Source organism: Amorphoplanes friuliensis DSM 7358, from assembly GCF_000494755.1.
In the GTDB taxonomy this organism is placed as follows: Bacteria; Actinomycetota; Actinomycetes; order Mycobacteriales; family Micromonosporaceae; genus Actinoplanes; species Actinoplanes friuliensis.
The window spans coordinates 2838324-2858951 of record NC_022657.1; the positions used below are offsets into that span (position 1 = coordinate 2838324).

Genomic DNA, 20628 nt, shown 5'->3' on the forward strand with positions numbered 1-20628 from the left:
TGTCAGGACGCCGGAGAGACGAGAAGCCGGCCGGTCGCAGCGGCGAGGACGTCCCCGGGCCGGGTCGCGGCGTCTCCCATCCAGGCAACGTGCTGGTCGGGGCGGACAAGGATGAAGTCGGCGGGGTAGCGCTCGGGCCACCGTGAGCCCAGATCGAGCACGGTCAGCGGTATGCCGAGTGCGGCTGCCGCGGCCTTGAAGGCATCGGCGTCACCGCCGGCGGTCCGCAGGAGCGTGAACTCCCGGCCGAGCGCGTCGAGGACCGGCGTTCCGTCGGGCAGCCAGGTGTGCGGGAGCCGAAAACCCGGGCGGGCCCGGCGGTCGTAGACGCCCATCTCGATCGCGGGCTGTTCGCCGCCGTCGAGCACGAGCGGCGAGTGCGCGTAGTGGTAGCCGAAGCTGAAGCCGTCGGGGGAGTAGCGGTGCGGTTCGGTCGTCGCCAGCCGGTGGGCGAACTCGTGCCGGGCCCGGTCGCCGGCCTCGCCCGGAATGTGGATGTCGGGCGAGACCTCGGCCAGCGAGGCCCGTGCGGCCCGGCCCACGGCGCCGGCGAACTGTTCCCCGACCGGCTTGCGCTCCAGCTCGTAGGCGCGCAGCAGTTCCGGCGGCGCCCAGCCCCGGTACACCGCCGCGAGCATCCACCCGAGCGTGGCGGCGTCCTGGATCCCGGTGTTCATCCCGAATCCGCCGACCGGGATCCAGATGTGCGCGGCATCGCCGGCCAGGAACACCCGGTCGTCCTGGTAGCGCTCGGCCACCAGCTGCCGACCGGTCCACCTGACCACACCCAGCACCTCGTGCTCCACCGGACCGCCCAAGGCCTCATCGAGGAGCTTCCCGGGGTCCTCAGCGTCGGTGTCGTGGTCCGGGGCGAAGGCGACGTGATGGAGCCAGCGGTCCCCGCCGTCGATAGCGATCAGCGACGACTGCACGCGGCCGAACATCCAGTAGGTCCAGGCCGGATCGCGTGCGGCGAGGCGGCCCAGGTCGGCCGACCGCAGGTACGTCGACACGAACTTCTGGATCGCCTCGACCCCCTGGTAGCGCACGCCGAGGCCGCGGCGTACGGCACTGTGCGCCCCGTCGCAGCCGACGACGTAGTCGCAGTGCAGCACCCGGGTCTGCCCGCCGGATTCGACAACCGCCTCGACGTGGTCCGCGTGTGGCCGCAGCTCGACCAGCCGGCAGTCGCGTTCCAGGGTCAGACCGGTCGTCCGGCGGGCGTGCTCCTCCAGGATCGGCTCCAGATAGAGCTGGGAGATCCGGTGCTGGGGTTCCGGTGTGGGCCAGTCCGCCCGGCCGGCGCCGTCGAGCACCTCACCGGACGAGGGGAACGTCAGGCGGAAGAGTTCGGTGCCGCGCAGCGTCGTGCGGTACTGGATCGAGGTCGGGTAGTCCAGGGGAAGCCCGGCCCGGCGGATGCCGTCGGCGACTCCCAGCCGACGGAAGATCTCCATCGAGCGTGCCGAAGTGGTGTTGCACCGTGGGTTGACCGGCCGCTCGGTGGTGGCCTCGACGATCAGGCACGGCACCCCGCGCTGGGCCAGATCGATACCCAGGGTCAGTCCGGTCGGTCCCGCGCCGACGATGAGGACGCCGACCTTCTCCGGGTGGTCACCTGCGTGCCTCATGACAGAAGGAACCTCTCTACGTTGTCGCAGAACTCGTCGGGGCGGTCGACGTGGATCCAGTGGCCGGCGCCGGCCACCACCTCCAGCCGGGCCTGTGGCAGGGCTGCTACCAGGCGCTCCGACACGTCGGTGGGTGCGACCCGGTCGCGTTCTCCGTGCAGGGCGAGGACCGGGCGGGTGACGGCAGCGGGGTCGACCGGTGCGGGATGACCGGGGCCGGCGTCGAACATGGCGCGGAACGCCGCTTCGGCCCCCGGGCGCAGCGCCTGCTCGTACCGGATGTCGGTGAGCTGGGCGAGCAGCTCCAGATGGTCTTTCTCGTCGGCGACCAGGCGGCCCAGCGTGGCCCGCATCGAGTCGCGGGTCGGCTCGTCGTAGAACGGCACCCGGGCCGGCAGGGGACCGGTGCCCGCACCGCCCATCACCACGGCCCGGTCGACGCGCTCCGGCGCGGAAGCGATCAACGCCAGAGCGGCCGCTCCGCCGGCAGCCGAATTGCCCAGCAGATGGACCTGGCGCCGGCCCTGGCTGTCGAGCAGCCGCAGGATCTGGTCGGCGCGCTCCTGTGCCCAGGCCGCGGGGCCGTGCGGCCACTCCCGGTCGGGGGCCGGGCCGATCTGCGTACCGAAGCCGAGCAGGTCGGGCGTGACGCACTCGAAGCGCTCGGCGAGCCGGGGCAGGACGGTGCGCCAGTTGCCGGCCGCGTCGACCCCCGGTCCGCCGCCGTGCAGCAGCACGAGCACGGGCCTGGCCGCGGGCCCTCCCGAGGCGGAGTTTTCGGCCATGTGACCTCCTGTATGTAACGTACGCTACACAGTATCTACTGGGGTGACGCTTGTCACGAGCAGCTTGATCACACGCCGGAAATTGGCCGTTCATACGAGGAGAACGTTCGGTCTTGCCAGTCCCCCTGCCGCCGGGTCATGGTGGTACAGAACGTTCGTTCTATCTTAGGCGGAAGGATCTGCCATGACCACTCTTGTCGTGCCCGACATCTCGACGACGGCCGCAACCCTGCGACGGCTGTACTTTTTCCGTTTTGCGTTCGCCGTTGTCTGGGCCGGCGTGATGCTCGCGATCGCCGGTGATCTTCATCCGCTGGTCGTGACGCTCTTTGTGCTCTATCCCCTGGTCGATGTGGCCGCTACGGTCGTCGACGCTCAGTCGTCGGCAGCCACCCGATCGCCTGCGCTGCTGTACCTCAATGTCGCGGTCGGTACGTTCGCGGCGGGCGCTCTGGCCGTCGCCGGCTCCTCGGGCATCCCGGCGGTGTTGCGGGTGTGGGGTGCCTGGGCGATCGTGGCCGGCGCGATCCAGCTCATCGTGGCGGTCACGCGCCGCGCGATGGGCGGCCAGTGGCCGATGATCATCAGCGGCGGCCTCTCGGTGCTCGCCGGAGGTTCTTTCCTCGTGGCTGCCTCCGCCGCCGACCCGATGCTGACCAACGCGGTCGCCTATGCCATTCCCGGCGCGATCTTCTTCCTGATCGCGGCCGTCCGTCTCGGTCGCGCCCCGAAGGGCAACTGACATGGACGACACCGCGGACTACATCATCGTCGGCAGCGGTGCCGCCGGGTCGGTGCTGGCCGACCGGCTCAGCGCCGACCCGGCCTGCCGCGTGTTCGTGCGAGCTGTGGATCCGGACGCTGGTGCAGCAGGGGATCAGCGCGTTCGAGGACCTGAACGGTTCCGGTCACGAGCGGGTCGCGTACGCGCCGTTGTCGGTGGCCGGCGGGACCCGGATGAGTGCGGCCCGCGCCTATCTCCACCGGGCGACGCGGCGGCCGAACCTTCGGCTCGAACTCCACTGTGAGGTGCGGCGGATCATCTTCGACGGTACGACGGCGACCGGTGTCGAGGTGATGACCCCCGACGGGGAGGCCCGGTTCACGGCCCGCCGTGAGGTCATCGTGTGCGCGGGCACCATGGAGAGCCCGCTGCTGCTGGAGCGCAGCGGCGTGGGCGACCCGGACGTGCTGGCGGCCGGGGGCGTACCGATGGTTGCGGCCAACCCGGCGGTCGGGGAGAACCTGCGGCAACATCGGGGTGCCGTGTTCGCGTTGCGGCTGCGCGGTGTCCCGGGGCGCAACCGGGAGCTGGTGACGCCGGCCGCGCGGCTGCGCACCACCGCGAGGTACCTGCTCCGGCGCTCCGGTGCGCTGGCCCACGGTGGCACCACCGTCCTCGCGGTGCTGCGCTCGAGCCCCGCAGTGGCCGGCCCCGACATGGAGGTGCTGTTCACCCCGGTCTCGGTGTCCGGTCACGACGGCACCTCCGCCGGGGCGGACGCGGGCGACGGCGTCACGGTGGGGTTCTATCCGCACGCGCCGACCAGCACCGGGTCGATCCACCTCACCGGTCCGAGCGCGCACCACCCGCCGCGGCTGGTGCCGGGGTACCTGTCCACCGGTCACGACCGCGACCTCACCGTCGCCGCTTTCCGCCGGGTCCGGCAGATCCTCGAGGCGGATCCGTTCGCCTCCGCCGCGAGTGAGACGGCCCCCGGTCCGCAGGTCTCGGACGACGACAGCGTCCTGCGGTACGTGCTCGAGCACGGCTTTGCCGGGAACCACCAGGTCGGTACGTGCGCGCTCGGTCCCGAGGGGGCGGTGGACGACGACCTGCGGGTACGCGGGACGCAGCGGCTCCGGGTCGCCGACGCATCGGTGATGCCGACGCTGACGACCGGCAACACGGTTGCCCCGAGCATGGCGATCGGCTGGATCGCGGGCGACCTGATCCGGCACGGGAAAGCCGTGGCTTGAGCCCGGCCGGCGGCCGCCCTGTCCGTGTACGGGAGCGGGCGACCGCCGGAGGGTCAGCGGACCTTGCGGACGCGCGTCACGCCGAGGGCGCCGAGGATGCCGAACAGGGCGCCGCCGAGGAAGAGCCCGGGGTAGCCGAAGGCGCCGATGACCGAGGGGGCCGCGATCGGGATCAGCGACTGGGGCAGCGACTGGGCCAGGTTGGCCACGCCGAGATCCTTGCCCGCGGTCTCCTCGTTCGGCAGCACGTCGGCGATGAGGGCGAGCTCGACGGCGAAGAAGGCTCCGACTCCCGCGCCGAGGATCAGTTCGCCCAGCAGCAGCATCGGGATCGTCGAGGACAACGCGATGACGATCAGACCGGCGGTGGCGATCAGCGAGGAAAGGATGACGAACGGCTTGCGGCGGCCGAGTTTGTCGGAGAGCCAGCCGAGAATCGGGGTGACGATGAGCAGGCCGATCGCGTTGACCAGTACGGCCTTGAAGACCATCGTCGGCGCGTCGGCGTCACTGACGTCGAACTCGGCGATGAGGAAGTACGTGAGATAGCTGGTGGCCGTGAACTGCGTGGTGTTGAGGAAGAACCGCGTCAGCCAGGCCCAGCCGAGGTCGGGATAGCGGCGCGGGTTGAAGACGAACGAGCCGAACAGGGTCTTGAGGTCGAACCGCTCGGTCGGCCGCTCCGTGCGGACCCGGTCCTTGATCGGCGCGACGACCGCGAGCATCAGCACGACACCGACGAGGCTGGGGACCAGGCCCTGCAGTGCGCCGATCGGGAAGAGCTGCACGAGAAAGGCGGCCCCCACGCCGCCGACGTTCTGGGCGAGGCTGATGAACGACGCGACCCGGCCCCGGCTGTCGGGCGAAACCTGGTCCGGCAGCATGGCGATCAGGGCGGCGAGGCAGAAGTTCAGCCCGATCTGCGCGATGCTCCAGCCGATGACGACGAGCGCCACGTTCGGTGCGTACGCGATGACGGCGATGCCGAGGTAGCCGATGACGGCGCCGCCGAAGATCCATGGTTTGCGCATGCCGAAGCGGCTGGTGGTGCGGTCGGACAGGCGTCCGGCGAGCGGGTTGGTGATGAAGGAGAACAGGGCTCCCACGCCGAGGACGATGCCGAGATTCGCCGCGGACCGGTCGAGGTCGAGTTCGCGCAGCCGCAGGGCGATCGTGATGGACAGCGGCGGCACCAGGGCGATCGCCCAGCCCAGCAGGGCGAGCGGGATCGCCACGAAGGCGTACCGGGATCCCGCGGCGGCGGCGTTGAGCGGGGCGGGCGGGCCGGCGCTGGTAAGGACTGGGGTGCTGTTCGATTCGTCCACGTTGAGTCCTCTGACCTGAGGTGACACGGCAGTTACCGCCGCGTGGTCGAACCGTAACACCGAATTGTTCCGGGTGGAACTTTTCTTGTCGGACATCCTTCCGGGAGGTGCCGCGCAGCTCAGGCCGCGCTCAGGTCGTCGGTTCGGCCGTCGAGAGCAGGTGCTCGAGCAGTCCCATGCCGGCGTACATGTCGGCCTCGGGGTCGAGCAGTGACTGGGTGGACAGACCGTCGAGGGCGGCGATCAGGAGGGCGGCCGCCGTGTCGAGCGGGATGTCGTCGCGGACGGCTCCGCGCTCGCGGGCGAACTCGAGCATGACCCTGGCTTCCTGCCGGATCGTCCGGTACCGGGCGCGGAAGAACTCGAGCGAGTGCTCGTTGCCCGGTTCCAGTGCCCGCGCCACCATGCTGTGCCGCAGGGCCATCAGCCCCGGTGCCCGCAGTGCGTAGTTCGCCGCCATGGTCGCGAACCCCGGTTTGCGATCCATCCCGGTCTCGTGGGCCTCGGCCAGGGCCTGGCGGTCCTTCTCGCGCAGAACTTCGAGGAAGAGTTCCTCGCGGGTGTCGAAGTAGCGCCGGAGGGCGGCGTGGCTGACCCCGATGGCGTCGCCGATCGCGCGCAACGAGGTGCCTTCGAGTCCGAGGTCGGCGTAGACCTCGATGGTGCGGTCGAGGATCTGCTGGCGGCGGAGGATTCCCTTGGGGTAGCGCCCGCGGGATCCCGTGCCGGAGACCGACGAAGCTTTCTGCGTCGCCTCGTTCGGCATTTTCGCCCCCTCCTGTCGCCCGGTGTCTCTGCGGAAACTCTAGTGAGGTAAGAAAGTTCCGGTTGGAACTTTTCAGTGTTACTTTTCAGCCATGCATGACAACGACACCCAGGCGCAAATGCGCATCGGCAACCTGGTGAGCACCCGGCTCGGTCCGCGCCTTTTCCGCCGCGTCGCCCCTCTCACGGTGACGGCCTGGGAAGTGCCCGGCGAGCCCGTCCCGTTCGCGGAAGCCGTCAGCCAGTCCTTCCAGCCGTTCTCGGCCGGCGACCGCTGGAGCAGGCCGTGGGGCACGACGTGGTTCCACGTCACCGGGCAGGTGCCGGAGGACTGGGGACACGACGGCACCACGGTCCAGTTGCTCGTGGACATCGGCTTCAGCGGACTGCTGCCGGCTTTCCAGGCGGAAGCGCTGGTGTACCGGCCCGACGGCTCGATCGTGAAGGGCATCGAGCCGTTCAACCACGTGGTGGACGTCGACCCGGCCGGTGGTGCGGAGATCGACTTCTACGTCGAGGCCGCGTCGAACCCGAACATGCTCGAGCACTTCTTCGTCACGACGCTCGCCTCGGCGGCCGGGGGTGCACCACTGCCGTCCGGATTCGCCTCGCCGCGCAGGGCGGACGTGCTCCACCTGGGTGACCCGGCGACGGCGGGTACCGACCCCATCTACACCTTGCGCCAGGTCGCCCTGGTCGAACGGGATCTCGCGGTGGACGCGCTGCTCCAGGACGTCTCCGTTCTCATGGGGCTGCTGGGCCAGCTCGACCCGGCGTCGCCGCGCCGGGCGGCGATCCGCCATGCCCTCGAGCGGATGTGCGACATCCTCGACCCGGACGACATCGCCACCACGGTCACGCCGGCCCGCAGCGTGCTGAGCGACGTCCTGGCCTCACCCGCCCACCCGAGCGCCCACTCGATCGTGGCAGTGGGCCACGCGCATCTCGACTCGGCGTGGTTGTGGCCGACCCGGGAGACCGTTCGCAAGGCCGCGCGCACCTTCTCGAACGTGCTGACGCTGATGGACGCCGACCCCGGCTTTGTCTTCGCCGCCTCCAGCGCCCAGCAGTTCGCCTGGGTCAAGCAGTTCTATCCGGAGCTGTTCGAGCGTATTCGCGAGCGGGTCCACGAGGGACGGTTTGTTCCGGTCGGTGGCATGTGGGTCGAGAGCGACGCGAACATGCCCGGCGGAGAGGCTCTGGTGCGCCAGTTCCTGCTCGGGCAGAACTTCTTCCTCCGGGAGTTCGGCATCCTGTCGAGCGAGGCGTGGCTGCCGGACTCGTTCGGCTTCACCGCGGCGTTCCCGCAGATCGCCCTGTCAGCGGGTACCGACAGCTTTCTGACCCAGAAGTTGTCCTGGAACGACACCAACCGGATGCCGCATCACACCTTCCTGTGGGAGGGCCTCGACGGCAGCCGGATCTTCACGCACTTCCCGCCCAACGACACCTACGGCTCCGACCTCGGCGCCGCCGATCTGGCCAAAGCCCAGCGCCAGTACGCCGAACGGGGCGCTTCGAACGTCTCGCTGACCCTGTTCGGCTGGTCCGACGGCGGGGGAGGCCCTACCCCCGAGATGCTCGGGGCAGCCCGCCGCAACGGTGACCTGGAGGGCGCCCCGCGCGTCACGCTCGGCTCACCGTCGCAGTTCTTCGCCGAGGCCCGGCGGACTTTGCCCGAGCCCGCCGTCTGGTACGGCGAGATGTACCTCGAGGCGCACCGCGGCACGTACACGAGCCAGGCCAGAACCAAGCTGGGCAACCGGCGCAGCGAACACCTCCTGCGTGAAGCCGAGCTCTGGAGCGCCACCGCCGCGGTCCGCGGGCTGATCGACTACCCGTACGGTGAGCTCGAATCGATCTGGCAGACGGTGCTGCTGCAACAGTTCCACGACATCCTGCCGGGATCGGCGATCGCCTGGGTGCACGACGAGGCCGAGGAGCACTACCGGCAGGTCGCCGTCCGGCTGGAGGAGCTCATCGGCACCGCCCAGCGGGCCCTGGCCGGCCACGGTACGGAGACGGTCGTCTTCAATGCCGCCCCCGTGATCGCGGATGCCGTCACGGCCCTGGGCGCCACGGTTGCCGGCGCTCCGGGGCCGGCGGTGGCCCCGGAGCGGACCGACTCCGGTTATGTGCTGCAGAACGACCGTGTTGTCGTGCGTTTCGACACGACCGGTCTCCTCGTCTCGTTCGTCGACCGGAACACCGGCCGGGACCTGATCGCGCCGGGCGAGGCAGCGTCGGTGCTGCAGATCTTCCGGGACATCCCCGCCATGTTCGAGGCGTGGGACATCGACCGCTCCTACCAGCGGTCGGTGACCGAGCTGCGGACCCCGGACTCCGTCGAGATCACCGACCGGGACCTGCTGGTACGGCACAGTTACGGCAACTCCTCCGTGGTCCAGCGGTACCGGCTGGCCGGAAGTGACGCCGAGGTGCAGATCGAGACAACCGTGGACTGGCACGAGCAGGAGAAGCTGCTCAAGCTGGCGTTCCCCCTCGACCTGCGGGCCGACCAGGCCGCCTCGGAGATCCAGTTCGGTCACGTCCTGAGGCCGACCTTCGTCAACACCACCTGGGACCACGCCCGCTTCGAGACGGTCGCGCACCGGTGGGTGCACGTGTCGGAGGGCGGCTTCGGCGCCGTGGTCGCCAACGGGTCCACCTACGGCCACGACATCACGCGGTCGGTCCGCGACGACGGGGGGACCACCACGCTGGTCCGTGAGTCGCTGCTGCGGGCGCCGAAGTACCCGGACCCCGAAGCCGACCAGGGTGTTCATGTGCTGCGTACCTCGCTCGGTGTTGCTGCCGACGTCCTCCACGCGGCGTCCGCGGGCTACCGCATGAATCTTCCGGCCCGTGCCGTGGACAACGCCGACCACGGCGTCGAGCCCGTCGTGAGTATCTCGGCGCCGTCGGTGTACGTGGAAGCGGTCAAGCTGGCGGAGGACCGTTCCGGCGACCTCATCGTGCGGCTCTACGAGGCAGCGGGAACACGGGTGCGCTCGCTGATCCGGCCGGGCTTCGCCTTCACCACCGCCTGGTCGACCGACCTCCTCGAGCGTCCTGTCGACGAGCAGAAGTGGCACTCCCCGGACAGCATCGAACTCGAGTTCCGGCCGTTCCAGATCGTGACGCTGCGCATCACTCCAGAGCGTGCGAAGAGCTGAGGCCGGCTTCCCGTCACAAAAGGTGGAACCGGCCGGGCACTTTCCGGCTCCCGCCATCGACTTACCTCCATATGCCGATAGTGGGGAGTCACGATGCAACGCAGAAGTCTGCTCGGATCGGCCCTGGCCGGAACAGCCGCCGCAGCCGGGTTGGGGGCGCCGGCCCGGGCCGCCACCAAGGGATGGTCGCCGGAGCATCCGATGCGGGTCCAGATCGTGCTGTTCGACGGCGTGGAGGAACAGGATTTTGTCGGCCCTTATGAGGTGTTCTCCCTCGCCGGTCGTCAGAGCTCCGGAGCGGTGCGCGTCGGCTACGTGACCAGCGGCGCGCCGCGCGTTGTCACTGCGGCGTTCGGCACGCAGGTCACCGTCGCGAATGGCTGGTCGCCGGGCGAGGCCGACCTGATCGTCGTACCCGGCGGTGGCTTCGCCCGGCGTACCGGACCCGGCATCTGGGCCGAGATCGCCGACGGTGACCTGCCCCGCAAGCTCGCCGCCGCGGTGAAGGACGGAGTGCTGGTCACCTCACTGTGCACCGGTGCCATTCTGCTGGCCGAGGCCGGACTGACCGCCGGACGCCCGTGCACCACGCACACCGGCGCGAAGGAGGAGCTGGCCGCTCGCGGGGGAGAGGTGATCGACGCCCGCGTGGTGGACGACGGTGATCTGGTCACCTCCGCCGGCGTCACCTCGGGCCTGGAGCTGGCACTGCACCTGGTCCGCCGCGAGATCGGCGCGGCTGTGGCCGTACGCGTGGAGACCATCCTGGAATACGAGGCTCGCGGCACCGTCTGGGCGAAGTAGAGCCGACCGGCGGCCCGTCACGACGTCAGGACCTCGTTGAGGATTTTCTCGAGCTGCTGCTCGCCCGCTCGGGTCTGCACGCCGGCCGCGAGCAGCCGATGGGCCAGCGCCGACACCTCCGGGAACGAGAGGCGGGCCACCTGGGCGCTCTCCGCCGAGATGTCGGGCCGGGTGTAGTCGGCCGCCCCGACCGCGGTCTTGACCACCTCGATGATGGTCGGCCCGAGCGCCGCGACACGGCGCGCCAGTGTGGTGACGAAGGTGTCGAGCTCGTCCGCCGGCACCGCGCGGTTGATCAGCCCGTACCGCTCGGCCAGCTCCGCGCCGACCAGTTCACCGCCGAGGATGAGTTCCAGGGCCCGCGGGCGCCCGATGAGCGAGGTCATGTACTGCGTGCCACCGCCGCCCGGGTAGATGCCCATCAGCGTTTCCGGCTGCGCCTGACCGGACCGGCCGATCGCCGCGAAACGCATGTCCAGCGCCATGAGCAGTTCGTTGCCGCCGCCGCGGGCGAAGCCTGCGAGCTTGCCGATGGTGACCTGCCGCAACGCCCGGATCTGCTCGTGCAGGAGCTGGAGAGGGTTGCTGATGCCGGGCGGCAGGCTGTCGTCGGGCGCCAGTGCGGACGGGTCGGTGAGGAAGGCCATGTCACCGTGCGCGATGAAGAACTCCGGGTCGGCACTGTCGAAGACGATCACCTGGACTGTGTCGTCGTCGCCGACCCGCGCCACGAAACTCAGCAGTGAGGTGATCAGCGTACGGTCGAGGAGGTTGAGCGGCGGGTGGTCGAGCGTGACCGTGGCCACGCCGTGCTGGACGTCGACCCTGAGGGCCGGCAGGTCTGCGTAAGTCATACGAGAACGCTAAAACTTCACATGGATGTGAAGTTCAAGAGTTCGTGACAGCAAACACTGGGAGAGCCTGATGCGGATCGGGGACCTGGCTGCGCGCACCGGCGTGAGCACCCGCTCGTTGCGGTACTACGAGGAGCAGGGACTGCTCGGCAGCAGGCGAAGTGCGGGCGGCCACCGGCACTACACCGAGGACGAGGTCGACCGGGTCGCCTACCTTCAGCGGCTCTACGCGGCGGGCCTGTCCAGCGAGACGATCCTCAGCGTGCTGCCGTGCCTCGTGTCGCCGAGCCAGGCCGCGTCCGACCATGCGTTCGAGCGTCTGGTGGAAGAGCGCGACAAGCTTGTCACGCACATCGGCGGGCTCACCACGACGCTGGAATCGCTCGACGAACTGATCGCTGCGAACCGGGCCCGCAGGGCAGCAACGCCCCCGCGTTGAGCCCTCACCATCGAGCCGTTCTTGGACCAGAATTCCGGCCTACCGGTTGCCGGCCCCGGTACGGGCGTCGAAGCGCCGGCGGTATTCCGACGGCGAGGTGTCGAAGGCGGCGGCGAAGCTCTGCCGCAGGGTGACGGTGCTGCCGAAGCCGCAGGCGTCAGCGACCTGGTCGATCGCGAGGTCGGTCGTTTCCAGCAGTCGCCGGGCTTCGTCGAGGCGCTGCTGTTTCACCCACACTGCGGGCGTGACACCTGTGGAGGCCTGGAACGCCCGGATGAAGGTACGCCGGCTCAGATGCGCCACCTCGGCCAGTCGTTCGACCGGCAGGGGCTCGGCCAGATGCAGCAACGCCCACTCGATCACGACGGCGATCGGATCGTTCGCCAGGTGCGCGGGTAGCGGCCGCTCGATGTACTGCGCTTGCCCGCCTTCGCGGTGAGGGGCCACCACGAGGCTGCGGGCGACCCGGTTGGCTGCCGCGGCGCCGAGCCTGACGCGTACCAGGTGCAGGCAGGCGTCGATGGCCGAGGCGGTGCCGGCGGAGGTCAGCACGTCGCCGTGGTCGATGTACAACACGGAAGCGTTCACGCCGATGTCGCGGTGACGCGCCGCCAGCATGTCGACGGCCTGCCAGTGCGTCACCGCGGTACGCCGCGACAGCAGCCCGGCATCGGCGACGGCGACGGCCCCGAGGCACAGTCCGGCGACCGTGGCGCCGCGGTCATGGGCTGTCGTCAGGATGCGCCGAAATTGCGCACCAGCGACGCGACCGTCCTCGAACCAGGAGGGGACGACCACGATGTCGGCCTCCTCGGTGACCTCGGGACCCTGGACGTCGCCGATCCGGTACCCCTCAGCGGTGCGGACGGAGCCGGCGCGGTCGGCGAAGAGCACTGTCGTCCACTGACCCAGCCCTTGCCGCCTGACCTCGTCGAAGACGAGCTGCGGCACGGAGAGATGGAACATCGTGACGCCGTCGAAGGCGTAGACAGCGATGCGCAGCGCACCCCCGGAAGTTGGCACGATTTCATCGTAACGCTGCACCTGTGCCAATGGTCGGCAAGGCTCGCGGCCCGCAGACTCGACATGTCGCCCACCGCCGCGGCGGCACCCCACCTCGAGGAGCTCACGATCATGACCGACCCGCGCCGCGCCCTCATCGTCATCGACGTGCAGCAGGAGTACTTCAGCGGTCCGCTGGAGATCCAGTACCCGCCGCACGCCGACTCGCTGATCCAGATCACGCGAGCGATCGACGCGGCCACCGCCGCGGGCATCCCCGTCGTCGCGGTCCAGCACACCATGGGGGAGGACGCACCCGTGTTCAACCCCACCCAGCCGGGCTTCCAGCTGCATCCGGAGGTCGAAAGCCGCAACACCGGCGGATGGAAGTCCATCGTCAAGCAGTACGGCACCGTCTTCGCCGGCACCGACCTGCTCGCCTGGCTGCAGGAACGCGACATCGACACCATCACTCTCGTCGGCTACATGACCAACAACTGTGTGCTCGCCTCCGCCGCCGAGGCCGAGACCCACGGACTGGCCGCCGAGGTGCTCGCCGACGCCACCGGTGCGATCAACATCGCCAACGACGCCGGTTTCGCCGACGCCAAGACGATCCACACCACGCTGATGGCCCTGCTCAACTCGAACTTCGCCGCCGTCACCGACACGGCGACCTGGTCGGATGCTGCCGCCACGGGCCGGTCGCTGGCCAAGCCCGACCTCGGCGCCTCCGCCGTCACCGGCGCCCAGCGCGCCGGACAAGCCTGACCCACGCCCGTACCGAACCTGAAGTTTGCTTCAGGAGCTGGAGGCCCGGTGCTGGCAGGATGGCCAGGGTGCGACTGCTGGTGGTGGAAGACGAGCGGGAACTGGCCGAGTCGCTGCGCCGGGGTCTGGTGGCGGAGGGTTACACCGTCGATGTGGCTCACGACGGGGTCACCGGGCTCGAGTACGCCCTGACCGAGGGCTATCAGGCCATCATCCTCGACCTGATGCTGCCCCGCCTGAACGGGTTTCTGGTGTGCGCCCGGCTCAGGGAGTCGAAGGTCGCCACGCCGGTGCTGGTGCTCACGGCCAAGGATGGTGAGTACGACGAGGCGGAGGCCCTGGACACCGGGGCTGACGACTACCTGACCAAGCCGTTCTCGTACGTCGTCCTGCTGGCCCGCGTCCGAGCCCTGCTGCGCCGGGGCGGGGAGCCCACGCCGGCGTTGCTGAGAGTGGGCGATCTGGTCGTGGATCAGGCGCAGCGCCGCTGCTCGCGGGGGTCGACGGCGATCACGCTGACCGCCAAGCAGTTCTCGGTGCTGGCCTGTCTGGCGCGCCGGGCGAACGCGGTGGTCGGCAAGGCGGAGATCCTGGACGAGGTGTGGGACGCGGCCTACGACGGTGACGTCAACATCGTGGAGGTCTACATCCGGGCATTGCGCCTGGGTATCGATGTGCCGTTCGGTGTCCGGAGCATCGAGACGGTCCGCGGCGTGGGTTACCGGTTGGTGGACGGCCGTGGTTAGGCCGCGGTTGCCGCGCCCGACGGCGGTTCGTGTCCGGGCTGCGGCTGCGGCGGCGCTGGCGGCTGCGTTGTGCCTCGGGGGCGGGGCGTTCTGGTTACGCCATGAGATCTCCGCGAACAGTGTGTCGGGATCCGTCGCGGTTGCGCAGTCACGGGCCCCGGCCATCGCCTCGACGTACAAGACGCCGGCGGCGCGGGCCAACGCGAGCGGGGGCACGCTGGCCTACGGCTCGGAAGACTACGATTTTGCCCAGTGGTACGAGTTCCCGTATTTCGGTCTGGGCGTCAGCTTCGCCGTGGTCGACAGCCACGGCACAGTGCTGCTGGCCCAGGGGCAACTGGCCTACTACGCACGGGAAAGTGGTCTGGCCTTCCCCGCAACTCCACCAGAGCCGGACGAGGACCTGTTCGGCCACGCCGAGGTGCTCCTGCAACCCGCCCGCAGCGGTGGACCAGGGCGGCTCGACGGTCGCGAGGTCACCCTGGTGACCTACAACGTCCCGAGGGCTCCCGAGTCCCAGGACGCCGACGCAACCGTCTACGTGCTCGTCTCCCCGCTCGACACGGAGGCTGCCCTGGCCCCGGTCGACCGCTGGCTGCGCGGTGGCCTCCCGGTCGCCGTCCTGTTCGTCGCCGCGGTCGCCTGGTGGGCCGCCGGACGTGCGCTGCGCCCGGTGGAGGGGATGCGCGCCGAGCTGGCACGCATCACCGCCGCCGACATGAGCAGCCGGGTGCGCCGGCCGCGCACCGGCGACGAGATCGCCCGCCTGGCCGACACCATGAACGCGACCCTGGACCGGCTCGCCGAGGCGGCCGAGCGGCAACGCCGGTTTGTCGCCGACGGGGCGCACGAGCTGCGAAGTCCTCTCGCCGGGCTGCGCAACACCGTCGAGGTCGCCGCCGCGCACGGTGGCGTTGCCGACCTGAAGGTGCTGGGCGCCGGCATCGAGAGGTTGCAGCGGCTCACCGACGACCTGCTTCTGCTCGCACGCCTGGAAAGGACGGCACCGGCTCGCGGGAAGCCGGTCGACCTCGCCGCGATCGCCGACGAACTGGTCGGAGAACGGCGCTACCGTGTGCCGCCGGACGAGCGTTTCACCGTAGTGGCGTCCGGGCCCGCGCTGGTGACCGGGCGCGAGGAGGAACTGACCAGGCTGCTGAACAACCTTATGAGCAACGCTTCCCGGTACGCCCGTGAGCGCATCACTGTGACCGTCGCAAAAGTCGAGCCCGGCCTCGTCCGTGTGGAGGTCCGCGACGACGGGCCGGGCATCCCGCCGGCGGACCAGGAACGGATCTTCGAGCGGTTCGCCCGTGTCGACGAGGCCCGCGACCGTGGCCACGGCGGCGCCGGGCTCGGCCTGGCGATCGCCCGCGACATCGCCGTACGCCACGGCGGCACCCTGTACGCCGCAGGCTCCGACGACGGTGCCTGTCTCATCGCTGAACTTCCCTGGGCGCCGCTCACCTGAAGCTGCTTCAGGTTGCTTAAGCGGCGGTTCAGCCGCGGTGCTCGAACCTCGCCGCATGCCCGCAGCCGTTGTCCACGCCCGTACCGTCACCACAAAGAGCACCACCGCGCCGTACCTACTGGCTGCCGCACTGTTCCTGGCCTACGCGTGCTGGTCGATCCACCGGCACCTGCGGCTGCAGACCAGCGGCTACGACCTCGGCATCTTCGAGCAGGCGGTGCGTGGCTACGCCGGCCTCGGCGCACCCGTGTCGACGATCAAAGCGCCCGGCTTCAACCTCCTGGGCGACCACTTCCATCCGGTCCTCGCCGTCCTGGCCCCGCTCTACCGGCTCTTTCCCGGCCCGGTCACCCTTCTCGTCGCGCAAGCCGCCCTGATCGCGGCGTCGTCGATACCGATCACCCGGCTCGCCATCCGCCTGGCCGGCCGCTCGGGCGGATTGAGTGCCGGGACGGCGTACGGGATGTCCTGGGGTCTGCAGTCAGCGGTTGACTTCGATTTTCACGAGGTCGCCTTCGCTGTTCCGTTGCTGGCGTTCGGTCTGACCGCCCTCGTCGAGCGCCGCTGGACCGCTGCCGCCGCGTGGACTCTGCCGCTGATCGCGGTGAAGGAAGACCTTCCCGCAACGGTCGCGGTCATCGGTCTGCTGCTGGCGCTGCGCGGCCGCCGGCGCCTGGGCGCGGCGATGATCCTGATCGCGGTCGGCTCGGGCCTGGTGATCATCGGCGTGGTCCTGCCGGCCCTCAACCCCGACCACCTTTACCCGTACGCCGGCAGCACAGCTTTCAACGGTCAGGGCCCGCTGTACCGCCTGTTCTTCCCCGCCATCAAGCTGCACACTCTGCTGTGGCTCCTCGCGCCGACGCTGTTCCTCGCGCTGCGCTCACCGCTGCTGCTCGCCGTCGTGCCGACCCTGGCCTGGCGGTTCTGGTCGACGAACCCGTCCTACTGGGGCACCGGTTTTCAGTACAGCGCCGTCCTGATGCCCATCGTCTTCGTGGCGTTCCTCGACGCGCTCGACACCATCGGGAACGGGCGTGCAGCGCGTGCGGCGGCCCACGCCACCTGCCTGATCGCTCTGGCCGCGACACTGCTGAACCCGTTGCCGCTGCGCGGTCTGCTGATGCCGGGCACCTGGGCCACGGACACCGGGGCCGGGCAGGTCCGCCTCGCTCTGGCCCGCATACCGGACGACGCCCGTGTCGCCGCCGACAACAGGTTCGCGCCGCAGCTCACCTCGCGGTGCACCGTCTACTTCTTTCCCGTCTACCCCCAGGCCGGTGTCCGGCCCGAGTGGGTCGCCGTCAGCGATCCGCCCGACACCACCATGGCAGCCCCCGCGACGATGGCAGCCGCCATCGACCGCTTACCGGCATACGGATACCAGGTGGTGCTCCGGACCAGCGACGTCATCATCTTCCACCGTTCCGGCGCGGCGACCGTTTCCGAATGAGCCGGGGTGTGCGGAACCTAGGCTAAACGCGGCCTTCATATCCGGGTGATTCACGGCGATGCTGGATTCAGACCGGAGGGGAGTTGACATGAATGACAAAGCGCTCGGCGACTTTCTTCGCCACAGGCGGGAAGGGCTGCAGCCCGAGGATGTAGGCCTTCCCGGTGGCGGCCGGCGCCGCACACCCGGTCTGCGCCGTGAGGAAGTCGCCGGCCTGGCAGCACTGTCGCCGGACTACTACTCCCGGCTCGAGCAAGGTCGGGAGCGCACCCCCTCCGCTGCGGCGCTGGCCAGCCTGGCCCGGGCCATCCGGCTCACGGCCGACGAACAGGACTACCTGTTCCGCCTCGCCGGGCAGCAACCGCCGGAGCCCCGATCACCGCTGGCCCACGTCGACCCAGCGATGATCTACCTGCTGGACGAGCTCGAGCACACGCCGGCGCAGGTGGCCGACGACCTGCTCACCGTCGTCGCCCAGAACCGCGCCGCGAGGAACCTGCTGGGCGTCTGGAGCGGGTTGCCCGGGTACCAATCCAACGTCACATGGCGGTGGTTCGCGGATCCGGCGTCACGCGACAGCAACGACCCGGCGGAGCACGAACGCATCGGCCGCGCTTACGCAGCCGATCTGCGTGCCGGGCTCGCCCAGCGCTCGGCGGGCGACCGTTTCGCCCACGGACTGGTCGCCGATCTGCTCGAACGCAGCACCGAGTTCGGTGAGCTGTGGTCACAGCAGCACGTCGCCGCGCTCACGTCGACTCCCAAGCTCCTCCGGCATCCACTCGTCGGTGACCTCGATCTGCAATGCGATGTTGTGCTGAGTCCGGCCACCGGTCACCGGCTCATTCTCTTCCGGCCCCGTCCCGGATCGAACGCCCACGAACACATGCGATTCCTGGACGTGCTCGGGAATCAGAAGTTCGCCTGACCCCAGTTCTTCTCCTTTGTCATTGCGGTAACGCATGCCCAAAATTGTCCACAGAAGGAATCCCGTGAACATCACCGGAAACACTGTTTTCATCCCCGGCGCGACCTCCGGCATCGGCCTCGGCCTGGCCCTGCGCCTGCACGACAGGGGCAACACCGTCATCGTCGGCGGCCGGCGCACCGAGCTGCTCGAGCAGATCCGCACCCAGCACCCCGGCCTCGACACCATCACGATCGACACCACCGACCCGGCGTCGATCACCGCGGCCCGCGACGAGCTCGCCACCCGCCACCCGGGGCTGGACACCCTGATCACGATGGCCGGCATCATGGAGCCCGAGGACCTGCGCGACCCGGCGTCGCTGGACGTCGCCGAGCGCACCGTCGCGGTCAACCTGCTCGGCCCGATCCGGTTGATCAACGCTTTCCTGCCCGGCCTGCTCGCCCGGCCGTCCGCGACCGTCATGACGGTCAGCTCGGGCCTGGCGTACGTGCCACTGCCGGCCACGCCGACCTACAACGCCACGAAGGCCGCGATCCACTCCTTCACCGAGAGCCTGCGCGTGCAACTGTTCAAGAGCGAGGTCCAGGTGATCGAGCTGGTTCCGCCGGCCACCCGCACCACGTTGATGAACCAGCAGAACTCCGACGTGGCGATGCCTCTGGAGGAGTACCTCGACGAGGTGATGAGCCTGCTCGAGGCTGACCCCAAGGCCGAGCAGATCCTGGTGGAGCGCGTCAAGTGGCAGCGCAACGCCGAAGCCGAAGGCCGCTACTCCGATGTGCTGGGCGTACTGAGCGGCCGCTACCGCTCGTGATGCGCGCCCTCTGGCTGATGACCTCCAACACCGACCGCACCACGTGGGGCGGCGTCGGCCCGAAACCCGGCGACGACCGCATCCTGCGCATCGAGGAACGAGTAGATACACGCTTACGGTGGGTACCAGTACTCGCGCCGGCCGGCCGAAGGAGGGTCAATGGACAACGGTGACCTCGAGAAGACTTATCGGTCGTACATTGCTGTCCTGAACGACCGGCGGCTGGACGATCTCGACGACTTTGTTCACGATCAGGTCGTCTACAACGGTGAGCAATGGAGTCGTGACAAATACCGATCGCTTCTGGCGGAGGACACCCGGAAGATTCCCGACCTCCACTACGAGATCCAGCTGCTCATCGCCGATTCCACCCATGTCTCGTGCCGGCTGTGGTTCGACTGCACGCCGCAGGGGGAGTTCCTCGGGATCGACGTGGCCGGTCGCCGGGTCTCGTTCACCGAACATGTCTTCTACCGGTTCCGTGCGGGCCGTATCGAGGAGGTCTGGTCGGTCATCGACACCGACGGCATCCGCCGGCAACTGGCTGGCTGAGACTCTGCCCGGGCTGTCCTGACGGGCCGGTAGAGTGCTTCTGCCGAAGCGCTTCGGCGCCGGGCGGCGGGTACCGCCGTGACACGCCGGACGATACGAGAGCAGGCGTCGGTGGCAGCACATCGAGTCACGATCTACGAGGTGGCCGAGCGGGCCCAGGTGAGTATCTCGACGGTGTCGAACGTCCTGAACAAGCCGGACAAGGTCCGGGCGGCCACCCGCGAGCGGGTGCTGTCAGTGGTCGACGAGCTCGGCTTCATCCCCAAGGTCCAGGCGGTCAGCCTCGCCCGGCAGGGCACCGGCCGGATCGGGGTGATGGCGCCTTTCACCTCCTACAGTTCCTATCTGCGGCGGCTGTCGGGGGTGCTGACCGCCGCGACGGAACTGGAGACCGACGTCCTGGTCTTCGACCACGAGTCGGCCGCGCTGACCTCGTCACCGACGCTGGCCAGCATGCCGATCCACGGGCGGCTGGACGGACTGATCGTCATGGGTCTGCAGATCGAGCCGGGCATCGCCGAGCGGCTCCGGGGGAGGGGCCTGCCGACCGTCATGGTCGATGCCGACAGTGACCTTTTCAGCCGGGTCGTGATCGACGATGACAACGGCGGCCGGCTCGCCGCCCGGCATCTGCTGGAGCAGGGGCACCGCCGTCTGGGATATCTGCTGGAACGGCAGGTCTCCGACTACGAGTCGCAGGCGGTCAAGCGGCTGGCGGGCTTCCGGGAGGCGGCGGCCCGGCAGGGGGCCGAGGTGGTCGTCGCGACCAGCGGGAACTCCGTCGACGAGGCCCGGCGGGAGGCCGCGCATCTGCTGGACCACGCGGACCGGCCGACCGCTGTGATGGCCCACCACGACGTGCTCGCCGTCGGCGTACTGCTGGCCGCCCGCGACCGAGGTCTGCGCGTGCCCGAGGACGTGGCCGTGATGGGCTTCGACGACGGGGAGGCCGCCGCCGCGGCCGACCTGACCACGATCCGCCAGCCGTTCGAGGAATCGGGCAGTACCGCGTTCGGAGTGCTGCTGGGCCACATCGGCGGGTCCGCGCTGCGATCGGCGACGTTGCTCGACGTCCAGCTGGTCGAACGTTCCACCACTTGAGTGATCATCTCCGCGTCCACCTGCGGCG

General features: G+C 69.5%; 19 protein-coding genes. 13 read left to right on the forward strand and 6 right to left on the reverse strand.

Going from position 1 to position 20628, the window contains the following annotated elements; genetic code table 11:
- Positions 1–2: 2 nt before the first annotated feature.
- Positions 3–1631, reverse strand: coding sequence for an FAD-dependent monooxygenase (locus AFR_RS13185; protein WP_023360963.1), 1629 nt, complete (start codon positions 1629–1631; stop codon positions 3–5).
- Positions 1628–2416 (reverse strand): alpha/beta fold hydrolase, encoded by a 789-nt coding sequence (locus AFR_RS13190; RefSeq protein ID WP_052359380.1) that lies wholly within the window; start codon positions 2414–2416, stop codon positions 1628–1630. Before AFR_RS13190 ends, AFR_RS13185 begins: the two co-directional genes overlap by 4 nt.
- 184 nt (positions 2417–2600) lie before the next feature.
- On the opposite strand from AFR_RS13190, the gene AFR_RS13195 reads away from it, so the two are divergent.
- Positions 2601–3158, forward strand: coding sequence for a hypothetical protein (locus AFR_RS13195; RefSeq protein WP_023360965.1), 558 nt, complete (start codon positions 2601–2603; stop codon positions 3156–3158).
- Between the two features lie 38 nt (positions 3159–3196).
- The gene (locus tag AFR_RS46070) at positions 3197–4396 is read left to right on the forward strand and encodes a GMC family oxidoreductase (protein WP_274519508.1); all 1200 of its coding nucleotides are present in this window, start codon (positions 3197–3199) and stop codon (positions 4394–4396) included.
- Between the two features lie 53 nt (positions 4397–4449).
- On the opposite strand, the gene AFR_RS13205 is transcribed toward AFR_RS46070, so the two are convergent.
- Both AFR_RS13205 and AFR_RS13210 read right to left on the reverse strand, forming a co-directional pair.
- On the reverse strand, positions 4450–5721 hold the full coding sequence (locus AFR_RS13205; RefSeq protein ID WP_023360967.1) for an MFS transporter: 1272 nt from the start codon (positions 5719–5721) through the stop codon (positions 4450–4452).
- A 130-nt stretch (positions 5722–5851) separates the two neighbouring features.
- On the reverse strand, positions 5852–6487 hold the full coding sequence (locus AFR_RS13210; protein WP_023360968.1) for a TetR/AcrR family transcriptional regulator: 636 nt from the start codon (positions 6485–6487) through the stop codon (positions 5852–5854).
- Between the two features lie 91 nt (positions 6488–6578).
- Between AFR_RS13210 and AFR_RS13215 the strand changes: the two genes are divergently transcribed.
- Both AFR_RS13215 and AFR_RS13220 read left to right on the forward strand, forming a co-directional pair.
- On the forward strand, positions 6579–9662 hold the full coding sequence (locus AFR_RS13215) for an alpha-mannosidase (protein ID WP_041840831.1): 3084 nt from the start codon (positions 6579–6581) through the stop codon (positions 9660–9662).
- 93 nt (positions 9663–9755) lie between these two features.
- The gene (locus AFR_RS13220; RefSeq protein ID WP_041840832.1) at positions 9756–10466 is read left to right on the forward strand and encodes a DJ-1/PfpI family protein; all 711 of its coding nucleotides are present in this window, start codon (positions 9756–9758) and stop codon (positions 10464–10466) included.
- Positions 10467–10483: 17 nt separating this feature from the next.
- On the opposite strand, the gene AFR_RS13225 is transcribed toward AFR_RS13220, so the two are convergent.
- Positions 10484–11320: an enoyl-CoA hydratase/isomerase family protein gene (locus AFR_RS13225; RefSeq protein WP_023360971.1), complete on the reverse strand. Its 837-nt coding sequence runs from the start codon at positions 11318–11320 to the stop codon at positions 10484–10486.
- 70 nt (positions 11321–11390) lie between these two features.
- Here AFR_RS13225 and AFR_RS13230 point away from each other — a divergent pair, with 70 nt between their 5' ends.
- Positions 11391–11759 carry a MerR family transcriptional regulator gene (locus AFR_RS13230; protein ID WP_023360972.1) on the forward strand — a complete coding sequence of 123 codons (369 nt, stop codon included), beginning with the start codon at positions 11391–11393 and terminating at the stop codon, positions 11757–11759.
- Between the two features lie 39 nt (positions 11760–11798).
- On the opposite strand, the gene AFR_RS13235 is transcribed toward AFR_RS13230, so the two are convergent.
- Positions 11799–12782: a GlxA family transcriptional regulator gene (locus tag AFR_RS13235; protein WP_023360973.1), complete on the reverse strand. Its 984-nt coding sequence runs from the start codon at positions 12780–12782 to the stop codon at positions 11799–11801.
- Between the two features lie 63 nt (positions 12783–12845).
- Between AFR_RS13235 and AFR_RS13240 the strand changes: the two genes are divergently transcribed.
- From AFR_RS13240 to AFR_RS13275, 8 genes are all read left to right on the forward strand, one after another.
- On the forward strand, positions 12846–13532 hold the full coding sequence (locus tag AFR_RS13240) for an isochorismatase family protein (protein ID WP_023360974.1): 687 nt from the start codon (positions 12846–12848) through the stop codon (positions 13530–13532).
- Between the two features lie 68 nt (positions 13533–13600).
- Positions 13601–14278: a response regulator transcription factor gene (locus AFR_RS13245; RefSeq protein WP_023360975.1), complete on the forward strand. Its 678-nt coding sequence runs from the start codon at positions 13601–13603 to the stop codon at positions 14276–14278.
- Positions 14279–14399: 121 nt separating this feature from the next.
- The gene (locus AFR_RS13250) at positions 14400–15749 is read left to right on the forward strand and encodes a sensor histidine kinase (RefSeq protein WP_023360976.1); all 1350 of its coding nucleotides are present in this window, start codon (positions 14400–14402) and stop codon (positions 15747–15749) included.
- A 55-nt stretch (positions 15750–15804) separates the two neighbouring features.
- Entirely contained in the window at positions 15805–17202 is a 1398-nt protein-coding gene (locus tag AFR_RS13255) for a DUF2079 domain-containing protein (protein ID WP_023360977.1), read from the forward strand.
- Between the two features lie 88 nt (positions 17203–17290).
- Positions 17291–18130 carry a helix-turn-helix transcriptional regulator gene (locus AFR_RS13260; RefSeq protein WP_023360978.1) on the forward strand — a complete coding sequence of 280 codons (840 nt, stop codon included), beginning with the start codon at positions 17291–17293 and terminating at the stop codon, positions 18128–18130.
- Positions 18131–18194: 64 nt separating this feature from the next.
- Complete coding sequence (locus AFR_RS13265; protein WP_023360979.1) at positions 18195–18947, forward strand: SDR family oxidoreductase; 753 nt, start codon at positions 18195–18197, stop codon at positions 18945–18947.
- A 159-nt stretch (positions 18948–19106) separates the two neighbouring features.
- Entirely contained in the window at positions 19107–19499 is a 393-nt protein-coding gene (locus AFR_RS13270; RefSeq protein ID WP_023360980.1) for an ester cyclase, read from the forward strand.
- Positions 19500–19610: 111 nt separating this feature from the next.
- Positions 19611–20600: a LacI family DNA-binding transcriptional regulator gene (locus tag AFR_RS13275; RefSeq protein ID WP_041840834.1), complete on the forward strand. Its 990-nt coding sequence runs from the start codon at positions 19611–19613 to the stop codon at positions 20598–20600.
- The last annotated feature ends 28 nt before the right edge of the window (positions 20601–20628 follow it).